Source organism: Streptomyces sp. SCPE 10 (assembly GCF_051980735.1).
In the GTDB taxonomy this organism is placed as follows: Bacteria; Actinomycetota; Actinomycetes; order Streptomycetales; family Streptomycetaceae; genus Streptomyces; species Streptomyces misionensis.
This window is the reverse complement of record NZ_CP197069.1, coordinates 594,668-608,026: the sequence shown is the minus strand read 5'-3', so window position 1 is coordinate 608,026 and position 13,359 is coordinate 594,668. Positions and strand designations below refer to the sequence as shown.

General features: G+C 73.9%; 14 protein-coding genes. 8 read left to right on the top strand and 6 right to left on the bottom strand.

Annotation, left to right across the window (positions count from 1 at the left end):
- Positions 1 to 2 precede the first annotated feature (2 nt).
- The 4 genes from ACSP97_RS02855 to ACSP97_RS02840 all read left to right on the top strand — a co-directional run bounded on the left by ACSP97_RS02855 (position 3) and on the right by ACSP97_RS02840 (position 6,044).
- Positions 3 to 2,375, top strand: coding sequence for a phosphoketolase family protein (locus ACSP97_RS02855; RefSeq protein WP_388289993.1), 2,373 nt, complete (start codon positions 3 to 5; stop codon positions 2,373 to 2,375).
- Between the two features lie 468 nt (positions 2,376 to 2,843).
- Positions 2,844 to 4,562: a sensor histidine kinase gene (locus ACSP97_RS02850; RefSeq protein WP_355151528.1), complete on the top strand. Its 1,719-nt coding sequence runs from the start codon at positions 2,844 to 2,846 to the stop codon at positions 4,560 to 4,562.
- Positions 4,563 to 4,703: 141 nt separating this feature from the next.
- Complete coding sequence (locus tag ACSP97_RS02845) at positions 4,704 to 5,405, top strand: CBS domain-containing protein (RefSeq protein WP_358272980.1); 702 nt, start codon at positions 4,704 to 4,706, stop codon at positions 5,403 to 5,405.
- 36 nt (positions 5,406 to 5,441) lie between these two features.
- Positions 5,442 to 6,044: an Rv1733c family protein gene (locus ACSP97_RS02840; RefSeq protein WP_355151412.1), complete on the top strand. Its 603-nt coding sequence runs from the start codon at positions 5,442 to 5,444 to the stop codon at positions 6,042 to 6,044.
- A 21-nt stretch (positions 6,045 to 6,065) separates the two neighbouring features.
- On the opposite strand, the gene ACSP97_RS02835 is transcribed toward ACSP97_RS02840, so the two are convergent.
- Positions 6,066 to 6,677 (bottom strand): CBS domain-containing protein, encoded by a 612-nt coding sequence (locus tag ACSP97_RS02835; RefSeq protein ID WP_355531124.1) that lies wholly within the window; start codon positions 6,675 to 6,677, stop codon positions 6,066 to 6,068.
- 47 nt (positions 6,678 to 6,724) lie between these two features.
- Positions 6,725 to 7,183 carry a cyclic nucleotide-binding domain-containing protein gene (locus ACSP97_RS02830; RefSeq protein ID WP_440556238.1) on the bottom strand — a complete coding sequence of 153 codons (459 nt, stop codon included), beginning with the start codon at positions 7,181 to 7,183 and terminating at the stop codon, positions 6,725 to 6,727.
- A 445-nt stretch (positions 7,184 to 7,628) separates the two neighbouring features.
- Between ACSP97_RS02830 and ACSP97_RS02825 the strand changes: the two genes are divergently transcribed.
- Positions 7,629 to 7,922, top strand: coding sequence for a hypothetical protein (locus tag ACSP97_RS02825; protein ID WP_358272985.1), 294 nt, complete (start codon positions 7,629 to 7,631; stop codon positions 7,920 to 7,922).
- Between the two features lies 1 nt (position 7,923).
- Here the strand turns inward: ACSP97_RS02825 and ACSP97_RS02820 are convergent, their stop codons facing one another.
- From ACSP97_RS02820 to ACSP97_RS02805, 4 genes are read right to left on the bottom strand one after another with little or no spacing between them, the layout of a single operon-like run.
- Complete coding sequence (locus ACSP97_RS02820; RefSeq protein WP_358676965.1) at positions 7,924 to 8,295, bottom strand: STAS domain-containing protein; 372 nt, start codon at positions 8,293 to 8,295, stop codon at positions 7,924 to 7,926.
- A gap of 41 nt (positions 8,296 to 8,336) precedes the next feature.
- Positions 8,337 to 9,275 carry an ADP-ribosylglycohydrolase family protein gene (locus ACSP97_RS02815; protein ID WP_440556237.1) on the bottom strand — a complete coding sequence of 313 codons (939 nt, stop codon included), beginning with the start codon at positions 9,273 to 9,275 and terminating at the stop codon, positions 8,337 to 8,339.
- 31 nt (positions 9,276 to 9,306) lie between these two features.
- Positions 9,307 to 10,242 (bottom strand): M56 family metallopeptidase, encoded by a 936-nt coding sequence (locus tag ACSP97_RS02810; RefSeq protein WP_440556236.1) that lies wholly within the window; start codon positions 10,240 to 10,242, stop codon positions 9,307 to 9,309.
- Positions 10,243 to 10,249: 7 nt separating this feature from the next.
- Complete coding sequence (locus tag ACSP97_RS02805; RefSeq protein ID WP_355531104.1) at positions 10,250 to 10,633, bottom strand: BlaI/MecI/CopY family transcriptional regulator; 384 nt, start codon at positions 10,631 to 10,633, stop codon at positions 10,250 to 10,252.
- A gap of 216 nt (positions 10,634 to 10,849) precedes the next feature.
- Here ACSP97_RS02805 and ACSP97_RS02800 point away from each other — a divergent pair, with 216 nt between their 5' ends.
- The 3 genes from ACSP97_RS02800 (at position 10,850) to ACSP97_RS02790 (ending at position 13,299) form a co-directional block, all read left to right on the top strand.
- On the top strand, positions 10,850 to 11,425 hold the full coding sequence (locus ACSP97_RS02800) for a TerD family protein (protein WP_355151426.1): 576 nt from the start codon (positions 10,850 to 10,852) through the stop codon (positions 11,423 to 11,425).
- 37 nt (positions 11,426 to 11,462) lie between these two features.
- Complete coding sequence (locus tag ACSP97_RS02795; protein WP_355151428.1) at positions 11,463 to 12,047, top strand: TerD family protein; 585 nt, start codon at positions 11,463 to 11,465, stop codon at positions 12,045 to 12,047.
- A gap of 100 nt (positions 12,048 to 12,147) precedes the next feature.
- Entirely contained in the window at positions 12,148 to 13,299 is a 1,152-nt protein-coding gene (locus ACSP97_RS02790; protein ID WP_440556235.1) for a TerD family protein, read from the top strand.
- Positions 13,300 to 13,359: the final 60 nt, after the last annotated feature.

Genomic DNA, 13,359 nt, shown 5'->3' with positions numbered 1-13,359 from the left:
CCATGACCCAGGACGCCGCAGGCCCCCTGACCGACGAGGAGCTGCGCACCCTGGACGCGCACTGGCGCGCCGCCAACTACCTGGCCGCCGGCCAGATCTATCTCATGGCCAACCCGCTGCTGACCGAGCCGCTGCGCCCCGAGCACATCAAGCCGCGGCTGCTCGGCCACTGGGGCACCTCGCCCGGACTCAACCTCGTCTACACCCACCTCAACCGCGTGATCAAGGCGCGCGACCTGGACGCGCTGTGCGTGTGGGGCCCCGGCCACGGCGGTCCCGCGGTCCTCGCGGGCTCCTGGCTGGAGGGCAGCTACAGCGAGACCTACCCGGACATCGGCCGGGACGCCCTCGGCATGGAGCGGCTGTTCAAGCAGTTCTCCTTCCCCGGCGGCGTGCCCAGCCACGTGGCCCCCGAGACACCCGGCTCGATCCACGAGGGCGGCGAACTCGGCTACTCCCTCGCCCACGCCTACGGCGCCGCCTTCGACAACCCCGGCCTGCTGGTGGCCTGCGTGGTCGGCGACGGCGAGGCGGAGACCGGGCCGCTCGCCACCTCCTGGCACTCCGACAAGTTCCTCGACCCGGTGCACGACGGGGCCGTGCTCCCGATCCTGCACCTCAACGGCTACAAGATCGCCAACCCCACCGTGCTCGCCCGGCTCCCCGAGGCCGAACTGGACGAACTGCTGCGCGGATACGGCCACGAACCCCTGTACGTCGGCGGTGACGACCCGGCCGAGGTGCACCGCGCCCTGGCCGCGGCGATGGACGACGCCCTGGACCGCATCGCACGGGCGCAGCGCGGTGCCCGCGAGGACGGGAGCACCGAGCGGGTGCACTGGCCGATGATCGTCCTGCGCACTCCCAAGGGCTGGACCGGCCCCGCCGAGGTGGACGGCGAACCCGTCGAGGGCACCTGGCGCGCCCACCAGGTCCCGCTGCCCGGCGTCCGCGAGAACCCCGCGCACCTGCGGCAACTGGAGCAGTGGCTGCGCTCGTACCGGCCCGGGGAGCTGTTCGGCGCGGACGGGCGGCCGTCCGCCGACGTCCTCGCCTGCGTCCCCGAGGGCACCCGGCGCCTCGGCTCGAACCCGCACGCCAACGGCGGCCTGCTGCTACGGGAACTGCCGTTGCCGCCCCTCGACACCTTCGCCGTCTCGGTGGAGAAGCCGGGCGCCGCACTGCACGAGCCCACCCGGGTCCTCGGCGACCTCCTGGCGAAGGTCATGGAGGACACCCGGGACCGCCGGGACTTCCGCCTCGTCGGCCCGGACGAGACCGCCTCCAACCGGCTCCAGGCCGTCTACTCGGCCAGCGGCAAGGCATGGCAGGCCGGGGTGCTCCCGGTGGACGAACACCTCGACCGGCACGGCCGCGTGCTGGAGGTCCTCTCCGAACACCTCTGCCAGGGCTGGCTCGAAGGCTATCTGCTCACCGGCCGGCACGGGCTGTTCTCCTGCTACGAGGCGTTCGTGCACATCGTCGACTCGATGGTCAACCAGCACATCAAGTGGCTGAAGACCTCCCGGCGGCTGGCCTGGCGGGCCCCCGTCGCCTCCCTCAACTACCTGCTCACCTCCCACGTCTGGCGCCAGGACCACAACGGGTTCTCGCATCAGGACCCCGGGTTCGTGGACCACGTCCTCAACAAGAGCCCCGAAGTGGTCCGCGTCTACCTGCCGCCGGACGCCAACACCCTGCTGTCGGTGGCCGACCACGTGCTGCGCAGCCGCGACTACGTCAATGTCGTCGTGGCCGGCAAGCAGCCCTGCTTCGACTGGCTGACCATGGAGCAGGCCAGCGCCCACTGCGCGCGCGGCGCCGGGATCTGGGAGTGGGCCGGCACCGAGAACGGCGGCGAACCCGATGTGGTGCTCGCCTGCGCCGGCGACGTGCCCACCCAGGAGGTGCTGGCCGCCGCCCAGTTGCTCCGCCGGCACCTGCCCGAGCTCGGGGTGCGGGTGGTCAACGTGGTCGACATGACCCGGCTGCTGCCCCACGACGAACACCCGCACGGCATGCCCGACTTCGAGTACGACGGCCTGTTCACCACCGACAAACCGGTGATCTTCGCCTACCACGGCTACCCCTGGCTGATCCACCGGCTCGCCTACCGGCGCACCGGGCACCAGAATCTGCATGTGCGCGGCTACAAGGAGTCGGGCACCACGACCACGCCGTTCGATATGGTCGTGCGCAACGACCTGGACCGCTACCGCCTGGTGATGGACGTCATCGACCGCGTCCCCGGCCTCGCCGTCCGCGCCGCGGGCGTCCGCCAGGCCATGGCCGACGCCCGCTCCCGCCACCACGACTGGATCCGCGAACACGGCACCGACCTGCCGGAGGTCGCGGAGTGGTCCTGGGGAGGGTGAGGTCCGGCCGGGACCCGGGGGCGCACGGCCCGAGCACGTCGGGGCATCCGGCCGGGGCCGGTCGGTCCCCGAAGATCCGGCCCGGGCACCCACCACCGCCCGGCAACCACGGCGCCTCGGCGCGATCGAGGCCGGCTCGGCGGCGGGGGGACCGCGTGAACGGAGCGACACCGCGGGGGATCGGTGCCGCTCCTGGTTCCAGTGTCCCACCCGGCCACGATCCCCGGCAGTGCCGTTCGGACCCCGCCCCGGGGCCGTACGGCCCGCGCGCCGCCGGTCCGCCCCGCGGAGGCGGACCGCGCCCTCCACGACCGCGCCGCGGCCGTCCGTGCGGCATGCGTCAGGGGCGCGAGGAGGTTTCGTGTCGCACGCGTGAAGGTCACGTGTCCCTCCCGACCTGCGAGCGGATACCGTGTCCTGAGAACCCGTCGGTTCGCCGGCATGTGCCGATGGGGAGTGGAGGGCGTGGTGACCGGAACGGAGGAGCCCGGCGTGCGGCTGCCGCAGCTGAAGCTGGACGAGCTGCTGGAGGAACTGCAGGCCAGGATCGACGCGGCCCGCGGTACCCGGGACCGGGTGCACAGCCTGCTGGAGGCGGTCCTCTCCGTCGGCCGCGAGCTGGAGCTGGAGCAGGTCCTGCACTCCATCGTGGAGGCGGCGGCCGCCCTGGTGGACGCCGAGTACGCGGCGCTCGGCGTCATCGGCCCGGACGGCACGACCCTCGCCGCGTTCCACACCGTCGGCCTGTCCGAGGAGCGGATCCACCGGATCGGCCCCTACCCGGAGGGCCACGGCATCCTCGGCGAACTGATCCGCCACCCCGAGCCGCTGCGCCTGCCGAAGATATCCGAGCACCCCGCCTCGTACGGCTTCCCGCCCGGGCACCCGCCGATGAACACCTTCCTCGGCGTCCCGATCCGCGTCCGCGACCAGGTCTTCGGCAATCTGTACCTCACCGAGAAGCGCGGCGGACTCGACTTCGACGAGGAGGACGAGTCGGTCCTCGCCACCCTCGCCGTCGCGGCTGGCGTCGCCATCGACAACGCCCGCCTGTACGAGGACTCCCGGCTGCGCGAGCGCTGGCTGCTGGCGAACGCGGAGATCAGCCACAGTCTGATGTCCGGCAGCGAGCGCGCCGAGGCGCTGGACCTGATCGCGGAACGGGCCCGGGAGAACACCGGATCGGCCCTCGCCGCGGTCGCGATGCCCATGCCGGACACCGAGTCGCTCGGCGTGGAGATCGCCGTGGGCGCCCAGGCGGAGGCCCACCGCGGCCTGGTACTGCCCCTGCACAACAGCCTCATGGGCCTGGCCTTCACCGCCGCCGCCCCCGTCACCAGCGACGACGTCGCCCATGACGAACGGATCTCGCAGCAGCCGCCGCGCTTCGACGGTCTCGGCCCCGCCGTCGCCGTACCCATCGGCACCGGCGAGGGCGGCGCCCGGGGCGTGGTGCTGCTGGCGCGGGAGAGCGACCAGCCGGTGTTCTCCGACAAGGAGACCGAGATGCTGCGGGGCTTCGCGGCGCAGGCCGCGATCGCCATGGAGCTGGCCCAGCGCCGGCAGGCCGCCCAGCAGATCGCGCTCCTCGAGGACCGCGACCGCATCGCCCGGGACCTGCACGACCTGGCCATCCAGCGGCTGTTCGCCACCGGCATGACGCTCCAGAGCGCGGGCCGCTTCATCGAGCATCCGGAGGCCTCCGAGCGGGTCCTGCGGGCCGTGGACGACCTGGACGAGACCATAAAGATCATCAGATCGACCATCTTCGGGCTGCGGGCCCGCGAGGGCGCCGCGGCCGGCGGACTGCGCGCCCGCGTGGTCAGGGTGGCCGGCGAGGCCTCCCCGGTGCTGGGCTTCGCGCCCAGCGTCCGCATGGAGGGCCTGCTCGACACCGACGTACCGGGCGAGGTCGCGGACCATGTGGTGGCCGTCCTCTCCGAGGCCCTCACCAACATCGCCCGGCACGCCCACGCCGACCGGGCCGAGGTGCTGCTGGTCGCCGACGGCCGCGAAGTGCGGCTCACGGTCCGGGACAACGGCGTCGGCATCCCCGACGGCGGGCGCCGCAGCGGGCTGCGCAACATGGCCGAGCGCGCCCAGCGGCTCGGCGGCCGGCTCGAAGTGGGCGAGGGGGAGCCGGGCGGGGCCACACTGGAATGGCGGGTTCCACTGCCCGGGGCATGACGGGGCGTCGGCACGGGCGCCGCGTGCGGGCGGGGGGACCGGTGGGCACCCGGAAGTGCCCGGTCGGCCCATGACACCGGCCGGCCGGCGACACACGCTGAAGGTGCCGCGCCGAGGCGGCAGAGTCCCCTGGAGGAAGCCATGGACGGCACCCCGACCGTCGTCGGCGACGTGATGACCCGCAGGGTGTTGGCCCTGCGCACGGGCGCCGGCTTCAAGGACATCGTGCAGGCCATGCGGGACTGGCGGGTCGGCGCGGTGCCGGTGCTGGACGACGCCGGGCAGGTCGTCGGTGTCGTCTCCGAGGCGGATCTGCTGCCCAAGGAGGAGTACCGCGACAGCGGCCTCGACCGGTACGCCCGGATGCGGCACCTCGCCGAGCTGACGAAGGCCGAGGCGGCGACCGCGGAACGGCTGATGACGACCCCGGCGGTCACCGTGGCGCCGGACGCCACCCTCGGCCAGGCCGCGCGCGTCATGGCGCGGGCCCAAATCAAACAGCTCCCGGTCGTCGGTCCGGACGGCACCCTGCTGGGCATCGTCAGCCGCTCGGACCTGCTGAAGGTGTTCCTGCGCGGCGACGCGGAGATCGCCGACGAGGTCCGCCGCGACGTCGTCGTGCATCTCTTCGGCCCCGAAGGGGCCGGGATCCGGGTGGAGGTGCACGATGGTGTCGTGACGCTCGGCGGCCGGGTCCGCGAGACCTCCCTGGTGCCCCTCGCAGCCCGCCTCGTCAGGGCCGTGCCCGGCGTGGTGGACGTGCGGTGCGCGCTGGCCGGGCCGCCGCGCCAACCCGACCTCGACCCGGACCTGCCGGACGCCGCATCGGCCCGCACCCGCTGACCACGGGCCGCCGGCGCACGAGAGGAGGCGGTGACGATGACACGGACACCTGCCGCGACGGTCAGCCGGGTACGGCTGTGGCGCTGGCGGCGCAATCCGCTGCGGCGGCACAGCGACGTGGTCGAGGCCTGGATCGTCCTCGCCACCTGGATCCTCGTCCTGGTCTGCGGTGTCGTCGCCGGCCTCCTGGCGGCCCGGGCCTCCGCCGCGTCGTACGCCGACCGGCTGGCGCGGGTCCACCCGGTCACGGCGGTGCTCACCGGCCCCGCGGCCCCGGCCCCGGCCGCCGGGACCGGCTACGACGACGGGCGGGTGTGGGCCACCGTGCGCTGGACGGACCCGGACGGCTCGGTGCACACCGATCGAGCCAAGGTCATGCCCGGCGCCCCCGCCGGAAGCAGCGTGACGGTCTGGGCCAACCGGGCGGACCGTGTCGTCGCCCCGCCGGTCACCGGCGCCTCGGCCGACCTCCAGGCCGCCCTCACCGGCGTGCTCGTCGGCCCCTCGGCCGGTGCGGCCGTGTGGTGCGCGGGGTGGCTGGTGCGCGGTCGGCTCATCCGGCGCCGCATGGCCGAGTGGGACGAGGAGTGGAAGCAGATAGGTCCCCGCTGGGGCAACCTCAGCGGCGGCCGCGGCTGATCCGCGCGGACCGCACGCGGCTCACGCCCCGGTCAGGTGGCAGTCCAGCCCCACCACGCCCTCGACCCCCCGGATCATCCGCACCGCCAGCGGGATCCGCGTGGCGTCCGGCACCTTCCCGGTCAGCGTCACCACGCCGTCGACCACCACCACGTGCAACGGCTCGACCGGCGCCGGGAACAGCACGTCCAGCACGTCGCGGCGGATCTCGTCGGCCAGTTCGGCGTCCTCGCGCAGGAACACCTTCAGCAGGTCACCGCGGCTGACCACGCCCTCCAGCACCCCCTCCGCGGTCACCACCGGCAGCCGCTTGACGCGCCCCAGCGCCATGATCCGCGCGGCCTCGGCGAGCGTGGCGTCGGCGTGCACGGTGACGGCGGGCGTGCTCATCACCTCCTCGGCGCTCACCGCCCCGGCCTTGGCCAGGTCCGCGAGCCGGCGCCGCTGGGTCATCCGGTCCGGGTCGCTGTCCCGGAACTCCTCCTTGGGCAGCAGATCCGCCTCGGAGACCACCCCGACCACCCGGCCGTCGCCCTCCAGCACCGGCAGCGCGCTGACCTTCCACCGCTCCATGCGTTCGACGATGTCCTTGAACCGGGTCGTACGCCCGACCGCCACGACCGCGCGCGTCATCACGTCGCTCACCCGGCTGGGGCCGCCGGGCCCCCGTTCCGGCGCCGTCACCGCGCGCTCCCGCTGCCGTAGGGGGCGTAGAGGTCGAGCAGCCGGACCCGGGAGGCGTGCAGCCGCTGGGCCACCACGCGGCCGACCCACACCGCGACGGCCCGCCCGAACTCCGGGTCGTCGTCGCACAGCGCGCGCACGGACGCGGCGTCGAACTCCCAGGCCCGCACCGGGCTCGTCGCCTCGCCGCCCAACTGCCAGATGTACGGCGGGAAGTGCCAGGACCAGCCGACCAGTTCGCCGTGGCCCAGGGTCTCGATGACGGCCGGCCGGCGGCCGGGCACCCGCAGGTCGAGGGCGACGGTGCCGGTACGCACGATCCAGAAGCGGTCGGCGTGCCGCCCCTCCTCGAACAGCCGCGTGCCGACCGTGAAGGAGACCTCGCGGGCGAGGCTCGTCAGCCGATCGCGCTGTGCGGGGGCGAGCGCCGTGGTCATGGTGGTGGCGGAGGTCATCGCACCGGCTCCCTTCCTGGGGTCGTGTTCCCAGCGTGCGGGCGCCCGCCCGGTGCCGCCACAGGTCGCCCGGACCCGGGCGGGGGCCCTTCGGCCCACGGCGCGGGCCGCCACGGCACCGGGGGTGAGGCGCGCTGCGGTACGGGACGGGGGAGCGGGAGGGAGGGCGGGGCGGGAAGGGCCATCCGCTTCTCGCGGATCCGGATTGCGCGGTGCGCGGCCGCCGGCCGCTTCCCCGCGTCTGCACGTCCTTCCCGCCGCTACCAGCACAGCACGAGAACCGCCGGCGCACCAGTGCCGCAGGGCACCGACGCGGCCCGCACCGGGGCCGTACGGCCCCACCCGCTCCGCGTCGCGCCGGGGCACCATGGGAGAAAGACAACACTGGACATACAACCCCAAACCCCTGCGAGGGGGCGGATACCCGAGAAGAGAGGCTGAGAGCATGGTCTGGGCATCATGGACCACCCCCGGGGTCTTCACCGGCCGGGGCGGCGCCCGCACCGTCGAGGCGGGCATCCTCACGGGCGACCTCACCGTCCACACCACCTGGGACGGCCGGGTGGCCGACGTGGCGGTGCAGTACAGCGGCACCTCCCAGTGGTACACGCTCAGCGGCAGCCCGGTGCCCTGTCGCAGCGAGCGGGGCAGCCGGGAGCTGCACCAGGCGGTGGTCGAGTCGATCAGGGAGGACGGCGAGGTCACCGTCCCCCTCACGCACTCCACCGCCGCGTCGTAGCTCAGGCGTCCAACGCGGCCCGCACGCTCGGGTAACAGGCGAGCAGACCGGTGAGGCCGACCATCTCCAGGGTGCGCAGCACGGGCCTGCGCACCCCGGCCAGCCGCAGCCAGCCGCCGGCCTCGTGCGCCTGATGGGCGGCTATCAGGACGTTGATGCCGCTGGAGTCCATGAACCCCACCCCGGACAGGTCGGCGACCGTGCGCGGTGCCGGGCCGGGATCCGCGGGCATCAGCGCGCGCCGGAGCGTACCCGCGGTCCGGTGGTCGACCTCGCCGGCCACCGTGACGACGGTGACCCCGCCGACCGGGTTCCGGTCGACCGACAGCCCGTCCGGTTCCACTGGTTCGTCGGTGCTCCCACTGCCTGCCACACTTACCTCACGCCTGTCCGAAGGTCCCCGGGCGGACCCGTTCACGAGCCGCCTGCCCCGGATCGCGCCGAGGATGCGGGCTCGTCGCCACCCGTCCCGGGAAGCGGCTCCCGGCGGTCCAGCCACACGCGCGGCACACCGCCGACGCCGGTGCGGGCCGCGACGATGCCGCCCGCGATGGCACAGGTGGTGTCCACGTCGCCGAACCCCTCCGCCGTGGTCCACAGGGCGCGGGCGAGGTCGCCGGGGTGGCGGGCGGCGCACCACACGGCGAACGGGACCGTGTCGTCGGCCCGGATCCGCTGTCCGTTGCCGAGGAGGTCCGCGGCCCGCCACGGCTCGGTGGTGAACGGCACCTCGGCGGCCCGGGCCAGCCCCTCGCGGACCGATCCCGCCGGGGTCAGCGCCACCACGTCGGCGATGCTCAGGTCGCCCCGCGCGGACAGCGCGGCCGCGACCGCCACCGCGACGGCGCCGGCCACACCCTCGGGATGGGCGTGGGTGACCTCCGCCGAGCGCGTCGCCTCGGCGACGACCCGCTCCGGGTCGGCGTGGAAGAACGCGCCCAGCGGCGCCACCCGCATGGCCGCGCCGTTGCCCAGGCTGCCCTCCCCGCCGAACAGCCCGCGCGCCAACTGCGGCCACTGCTCCGGCTCTTGCAGCAGCCTGGGCAGCAACTGGTGCATCCCGTGGCCGTATCCGCGGGCGGGGTCGGCGTCGTAGCCGAGCGCGAAGGCCAGCGCCAGTTCGCGCGGGCGTACCTCCCCGTGTGTGTCCAGCACCCGCAGCAGGGCCAGGGCCATCGCGGTGTCGTCGGTCCAGTGCCAGGGTTCTTCCTCGGGCATGCGCCGGGCGCGGATCTCGTGGAGGGCCTGCCGGGGTTCGCGGAACAGGGGGAACCAGCGTTCACCGAAGGCGTCGCCGAGCGCCAGCCCCTCCAGGCTGCGGCGGGCGGCGGCCCGGTCGGTGGTGACGGTCATGGCCGTGATTCTCCCCGGCGGCCCGCCCGGCTCACAGGGGGGTGGCCGCGTGCAGCACGAGGAGCAGCGTGAGCGCCGAGTTGGCGGAGAACATCGCGGACAGGGCGGCCCCGGTGGTCGCGGTCCACACCGCGAGACCGGCCGCCGTGAACAGGGACGGCCAGGCGCGCGTGGCCGGGGCCGGCGCCAGCAGGGCGGCGACCCGGCGGGGGAGCGGTCCGGGCGCGGCGAGCGCGGGCAGCGTCGGCGCGGGCGCCCCGCCGGTGCCGGCCAGCGCCGCCCTGCCGATCGCGCGGGCCACCACCCTGCGGCTGCCCACCGCCCGCGCGGCCTCCTCGTCCGCCCACCGCTCCGCCGTGTACGCCACCACCGTGCGCAGCGGCAGCAGGAACGGGTTGGCACAGGCGGCCAGTCGGACCAGCAGCAGATGGCGGTGGTGCCGGGCGGCGAGATGGGCCCGCTCGTGCGCGAACAGGGCGCGGCGCTCCCGTGACGTCAGGGACGCCAGCATGGCCGTGGACACCACGATCCGGTCCCGCCGGCCGCCCGGCAGGGCGTAGGCGTACGGCGCCGGGTCCGGCAGCACCGCCACCCGGGTGTCCGGCAGTCCCGCGAGCGCCCGGTGGGCCCGCCGGCGCACCCGGGCATGGCGGACCAGGACGCGGCCGCACGCGGCGACGACCGCGAGCAGCGCGGGGATCGCCGCCTTGCCCGTGATCTCGTGCCGGGGCACGCTCTCGCGCACCTCGGGGTCGGACCAGCCGTCCGGCAGCGGATTGCCGGGCAGTTGGGCGGTGCCGACCACCATCAGCAGGGCCAGGCACAGTGTGCTGCACAGCGCCATCACGGTGGCGACCGCGGTCAGCAGCACGGTCGCGGTGCGCGGGTGCAGCCGGGGTTCGGCGAGCCGCGCGATCGGCCAGGCCGTCAACGGCAGCACCAGGGGCAGGAAGACGAAGATTCCCATGCGCGTCTCAGCCGTCGTCCTCGCCGTGCTCCAGCAGTTCCCGCAGCAGTCGCTCGTCGCCCTCCGGCAGCGCGGTGATGAAACTGGCCAGCACCGCCCGCCGGTCCCGCTCGCCGTCCAGGACCCGGCGCATCTTCAGCGCGGCCAGCCCGGCCTCGTCCGCGGCCGGCAACCAGACGAAGGACCGCCCCTCACGCCTGCGGGTGACGGCCTTCTTCGCCAGCAGCCGGCCCAGCACCGTCATCACGGTCGTGTAGGCGAGGCCCGCGGCGAGGTGCTCCTGCACCCAGCCCGCGGTCACCGGGCCGCCGGCCTCGTGCAGCGCGGCGAGCACCCGTGTCTCCAACGCCCCGTGCGCCCTGCGCCGACGGTGCGCGTCCGGCTCCGTCACCCGCGCTCTCCCCTCTGTCACCCGTCCGCCCCGGCCCTGCCTCAACTCCTCGTGCCGAAGGAGCGTCACATCGTACAGAGAACACGTGCGTGGCCGGATCCCGCTCCTCGCGCGGGCGCCGTCCGTGCCGTACCCGCATCAACTTCTACAGTGTTGTAGATTCAAGATCGGATCCGGGGGCCGGATCCGTACCGACCGTGTGGGGAAGGACGAACCATGGGTGTATCCCTGTCCAAGGGTGGCAACGTGTCGCTGAGCAAGGAGGCGCCCGGTCTCAGCGCGGTGCTCGTCGGGCTGGGCTGGGACGTGCGCACCACCACGGGCACGGACTTCGACCTCGACGCCTCCGCGCTGCTGCTGGACGCCTCGGGCAAGGTCGTCTCCGACCGGCACTTCGTCTTCTACAACAACCTCACCAGCCCCGACGGTTCGGTCGAGCACACCGGCGACAACCTCACCGGTGAGGGCGAGGGCGACGACGAGACCATCAAGGTGAACCTCGCGGCCGTGCCCGCCGAGGTCGACCGGATCGTCTTCCCCGTCTCCATCCACGACGCCGAGAACCGCGGCCAGAGCTTCGGCCAGGTCCGCAACGCCTTCATCCGTGTCGTCAACCAGGCCGGCGGCGCCGAGATCGCCCGCTACGACCTGTCCGAGGACGCCTCCACCGAGACCGCGATGGTCTTCGGCGAGCTGTACCGCAACGGCGCGGAGTGGAAGTTCCGCGCGGTCGGCCAGGGCTACGCCTCCGGACTCGCGGGCATCGCCGGCGACTTCGGCGTCAACGTCTGACACCCGTACCACCCGGCGAGCGAGAGGGAGCACACCCGTGTCGGTCAATCTGAGCAAGGGCCAGCGGATCAGCCTCGACAAGGCGGACGGCGGCGCGCTGACCGCCGTCCGGATGGGCCTGGGCTGGCAGGCCGCACCGCGCAAGGGGTTCCTGGCCAAGCTGGCCGGCACCCGGGAGATCGACCTCGACGCCTCGGCGGTGCTGTTCGCGGGCGGGCAGCCCGTGGACGTCGTCTTCTTCCAGCATCTGGCCAGCGACGACGGCTCGGTGCGACACCTCGGCGACAACCTCGTCGGCGGTGCGGGCGCCGGGGACGACGACGAGGTCATCCTGGTCGACCTCGCCCGCGTCCCCGGTAACGTCGACCAGATCGTCTTCACGGTCAACTCCTTCACGGGGCAGACCTTCGGCGAGGTGCAGAACGCCTTCTGCCGGCTGGTCGACGAGCAGACCGGCGGGGAACTCGCCCGCTACACCCTCAGCGGCGGCGGCGCGTACACGGCGCAGATCATGGCCAAGCTGCACCGCGCAGGCAGCGGCTGGCAGTTGCAGGCCATCGGCGAACCTGCCTCGGGGCGGACCTTCCAGGACCTGCTCCCCGCGATCGCCGCGCATCTCTGAAATCCTTGATCGACTTCTTGCGTGCGACCTGGAACCGACGCGGGACGAGACCCGTTGACCATCATGAACGCGTTGTCCGGGGCAGCTGTGGAGGATGTGCATGAGCGCGACCCTGACCAAGGGCGGCAATGTGTCGCTGAGCAGACAGGCCCCCGGTCTGACTGCCGTGACGGTCGGGCTGGGCTGGCAGGCGGACACCGGCTATGAGCCGGACGCCAGTGCGTTGCTGTGCGACGGCTCGGGGAAGGTGCTGTCCGACGAGCACTTCGTGTTCTTCAACAACCCGGCCAGCCCCGACGGTTCGGTCCGGCACTTCGGCCAGGGTCACCCGGCCGACGGGGACGACCAGCGGATCCGGGTCGACCTCGCCCGGCTCCCGGACGCCGTGGAGAAGGTCGTCTTCCCGGTCTCCCTGTACGAGGCGGCGGCCCGCGGCCACACCTTCGAACGGGTCCACCGCGCCCACATCCGCGTCTTGGACGAGGACGGTGGCGCCGAACTGGCCCGCTACGAGCTGACCGGCGCCGCCCTGTCCGGCGAGACCGCACTCGTCCTCGGCGAGCTCTACCGGCACGGCGCGGAGTGGAAGTTCCGCGCGATCGGCCAGGGCTACGCGTCGGGGCTCGCGGGCATCGCCGCCGACTACGGCGTGGACGTGCTGCGGGAGGCGGCTCCGGCCCAGCCGGTGCCGGAACCGGCCCCGCTCGCGGCCCCGGACCCCGTCGCGACCGCCGCGCCAGCCCCGGCCCCGGACTTCGCGTCGAAGCCGCCCCAGGCCCCGGACCCGTACGCCGCACCCGCCGCCGTCCCGTCCGCCCCCGCCCCGTCCCCGTATCCCACCGGGAGTTCCTCCATGACCTGTTTCTTCGATCCCCAGCACGGCCCGGGCGTGACCACCGTGACCTGGTCCCCGCAGTGGGGCGTGCCCCGGCCCGTCCAGACCTGCGGCGCCTGCGCCCAGCGGGTGCAGACCACCGCGCCGCCCTTCTACACGCCGCCGCAGCAGGGCTACCCCCAGCCCGTGCCCCAGGGCTACCCGCAGCAGGGTTACCCCCAGCAGGGCTATCCGCAGCAGGGGTACGGGCAGCCGTACGACGACCACCACCACGAACAGCAGGGCGGCGGCCGCCGCTTCGGCGCGGGCGCGCTCATCGGCGCCGGTGCGGCCGGCCTGATCGGCGGCGCGCTGCTGAACGAGGCGTTCGACGACGACGAACCGGACGTCGTGGTCAACAACTTCTACGAGGACTGACGCGTCCCGTTCCCCGGCGGCCGTCCGGTCCCGGCCGACCGTCCGCGGTCGCCGGGACCG

What these genes read in the sequence shown, in the direction of transcription:
- ACSP97_RS02800 (WP_355151426.1), top strand. Translation starts at nt 10,850, where the DNA reads ATGGGTGTATCCCTGTCCAAGGGTGGCAACGTGTCGCTGAGCAAGGAG.
- ACSP97_RS02815 (WP_440556237.1), bottom strand. Translation starts at nt 9,275, where the DNA reads ATGACCGTCACCACCGACCGGGCCGCCGCCCGCCGCAGCCTGGAGGGG.
- ACSP97_RS02855 (WP_388289993.1), top strand. Translation starts at nt 3, where the DNA reads ATGACCCAGGACGCCGCAGGCCCCCTGACCGACGAGGAGCTGCGCACC.
- ACSP97_RS02790 (WP_440556235.1), top strand. Translation starts at nt 12,148, where the DNA reads ATGAGCGCGACCCTGACCAAGGGCGGCAATGTGTCGCTGAGCAGACAG.
- ACSP97_RS02825 (WP_358272985.1), top strand. Translation starts at nt 7,629, where the DNA reads ATGGTCTGGGCATCATGGACCACCCCCGGGGTCTTCACCGGCCGGGGC.
- ACSP97_RS02810 (WP_440556236.1), bottom strand. Translation starts at nt 10,242, where the DNA reads ATGGGAATCTTCGTCTTCCTGCCCCTGGTGCTGCCGTTGACGGCCTGG.
- ACSP97_RS02845 (WP_358272980.1), top strand. Translation starts at nt 4,704, where the DNA reads ATGGACGGCACCCCGACCGTCGTCGGCGACGTGATGACCCGCAGGGTG.
- ACSP97_RS02840 (WP_355151412.1), top strand. Translation starts at nt 5,442, where the DNA reads ATGACACGGACACCTGCCGCGACGGTCAGCCGGGTACGGCTGTGGCGC.
- ACSP97_RS02835 (WP_355531124.1), bottom strand. Translation starts at nt 6,677, where the DNA reads ATGACGCGCGCGGTCGTGGCGGTCGGGCGTACGACCCGGTTCAAGGAC.
- ACSP97_RS02830 (WP_440556238.1), bottom strand. Translation starts at nt 7,183, where the DNA reads ATGACCTCCGCCACCACCATGACCACGGCGCTCGCCCCCGCACAGCGC.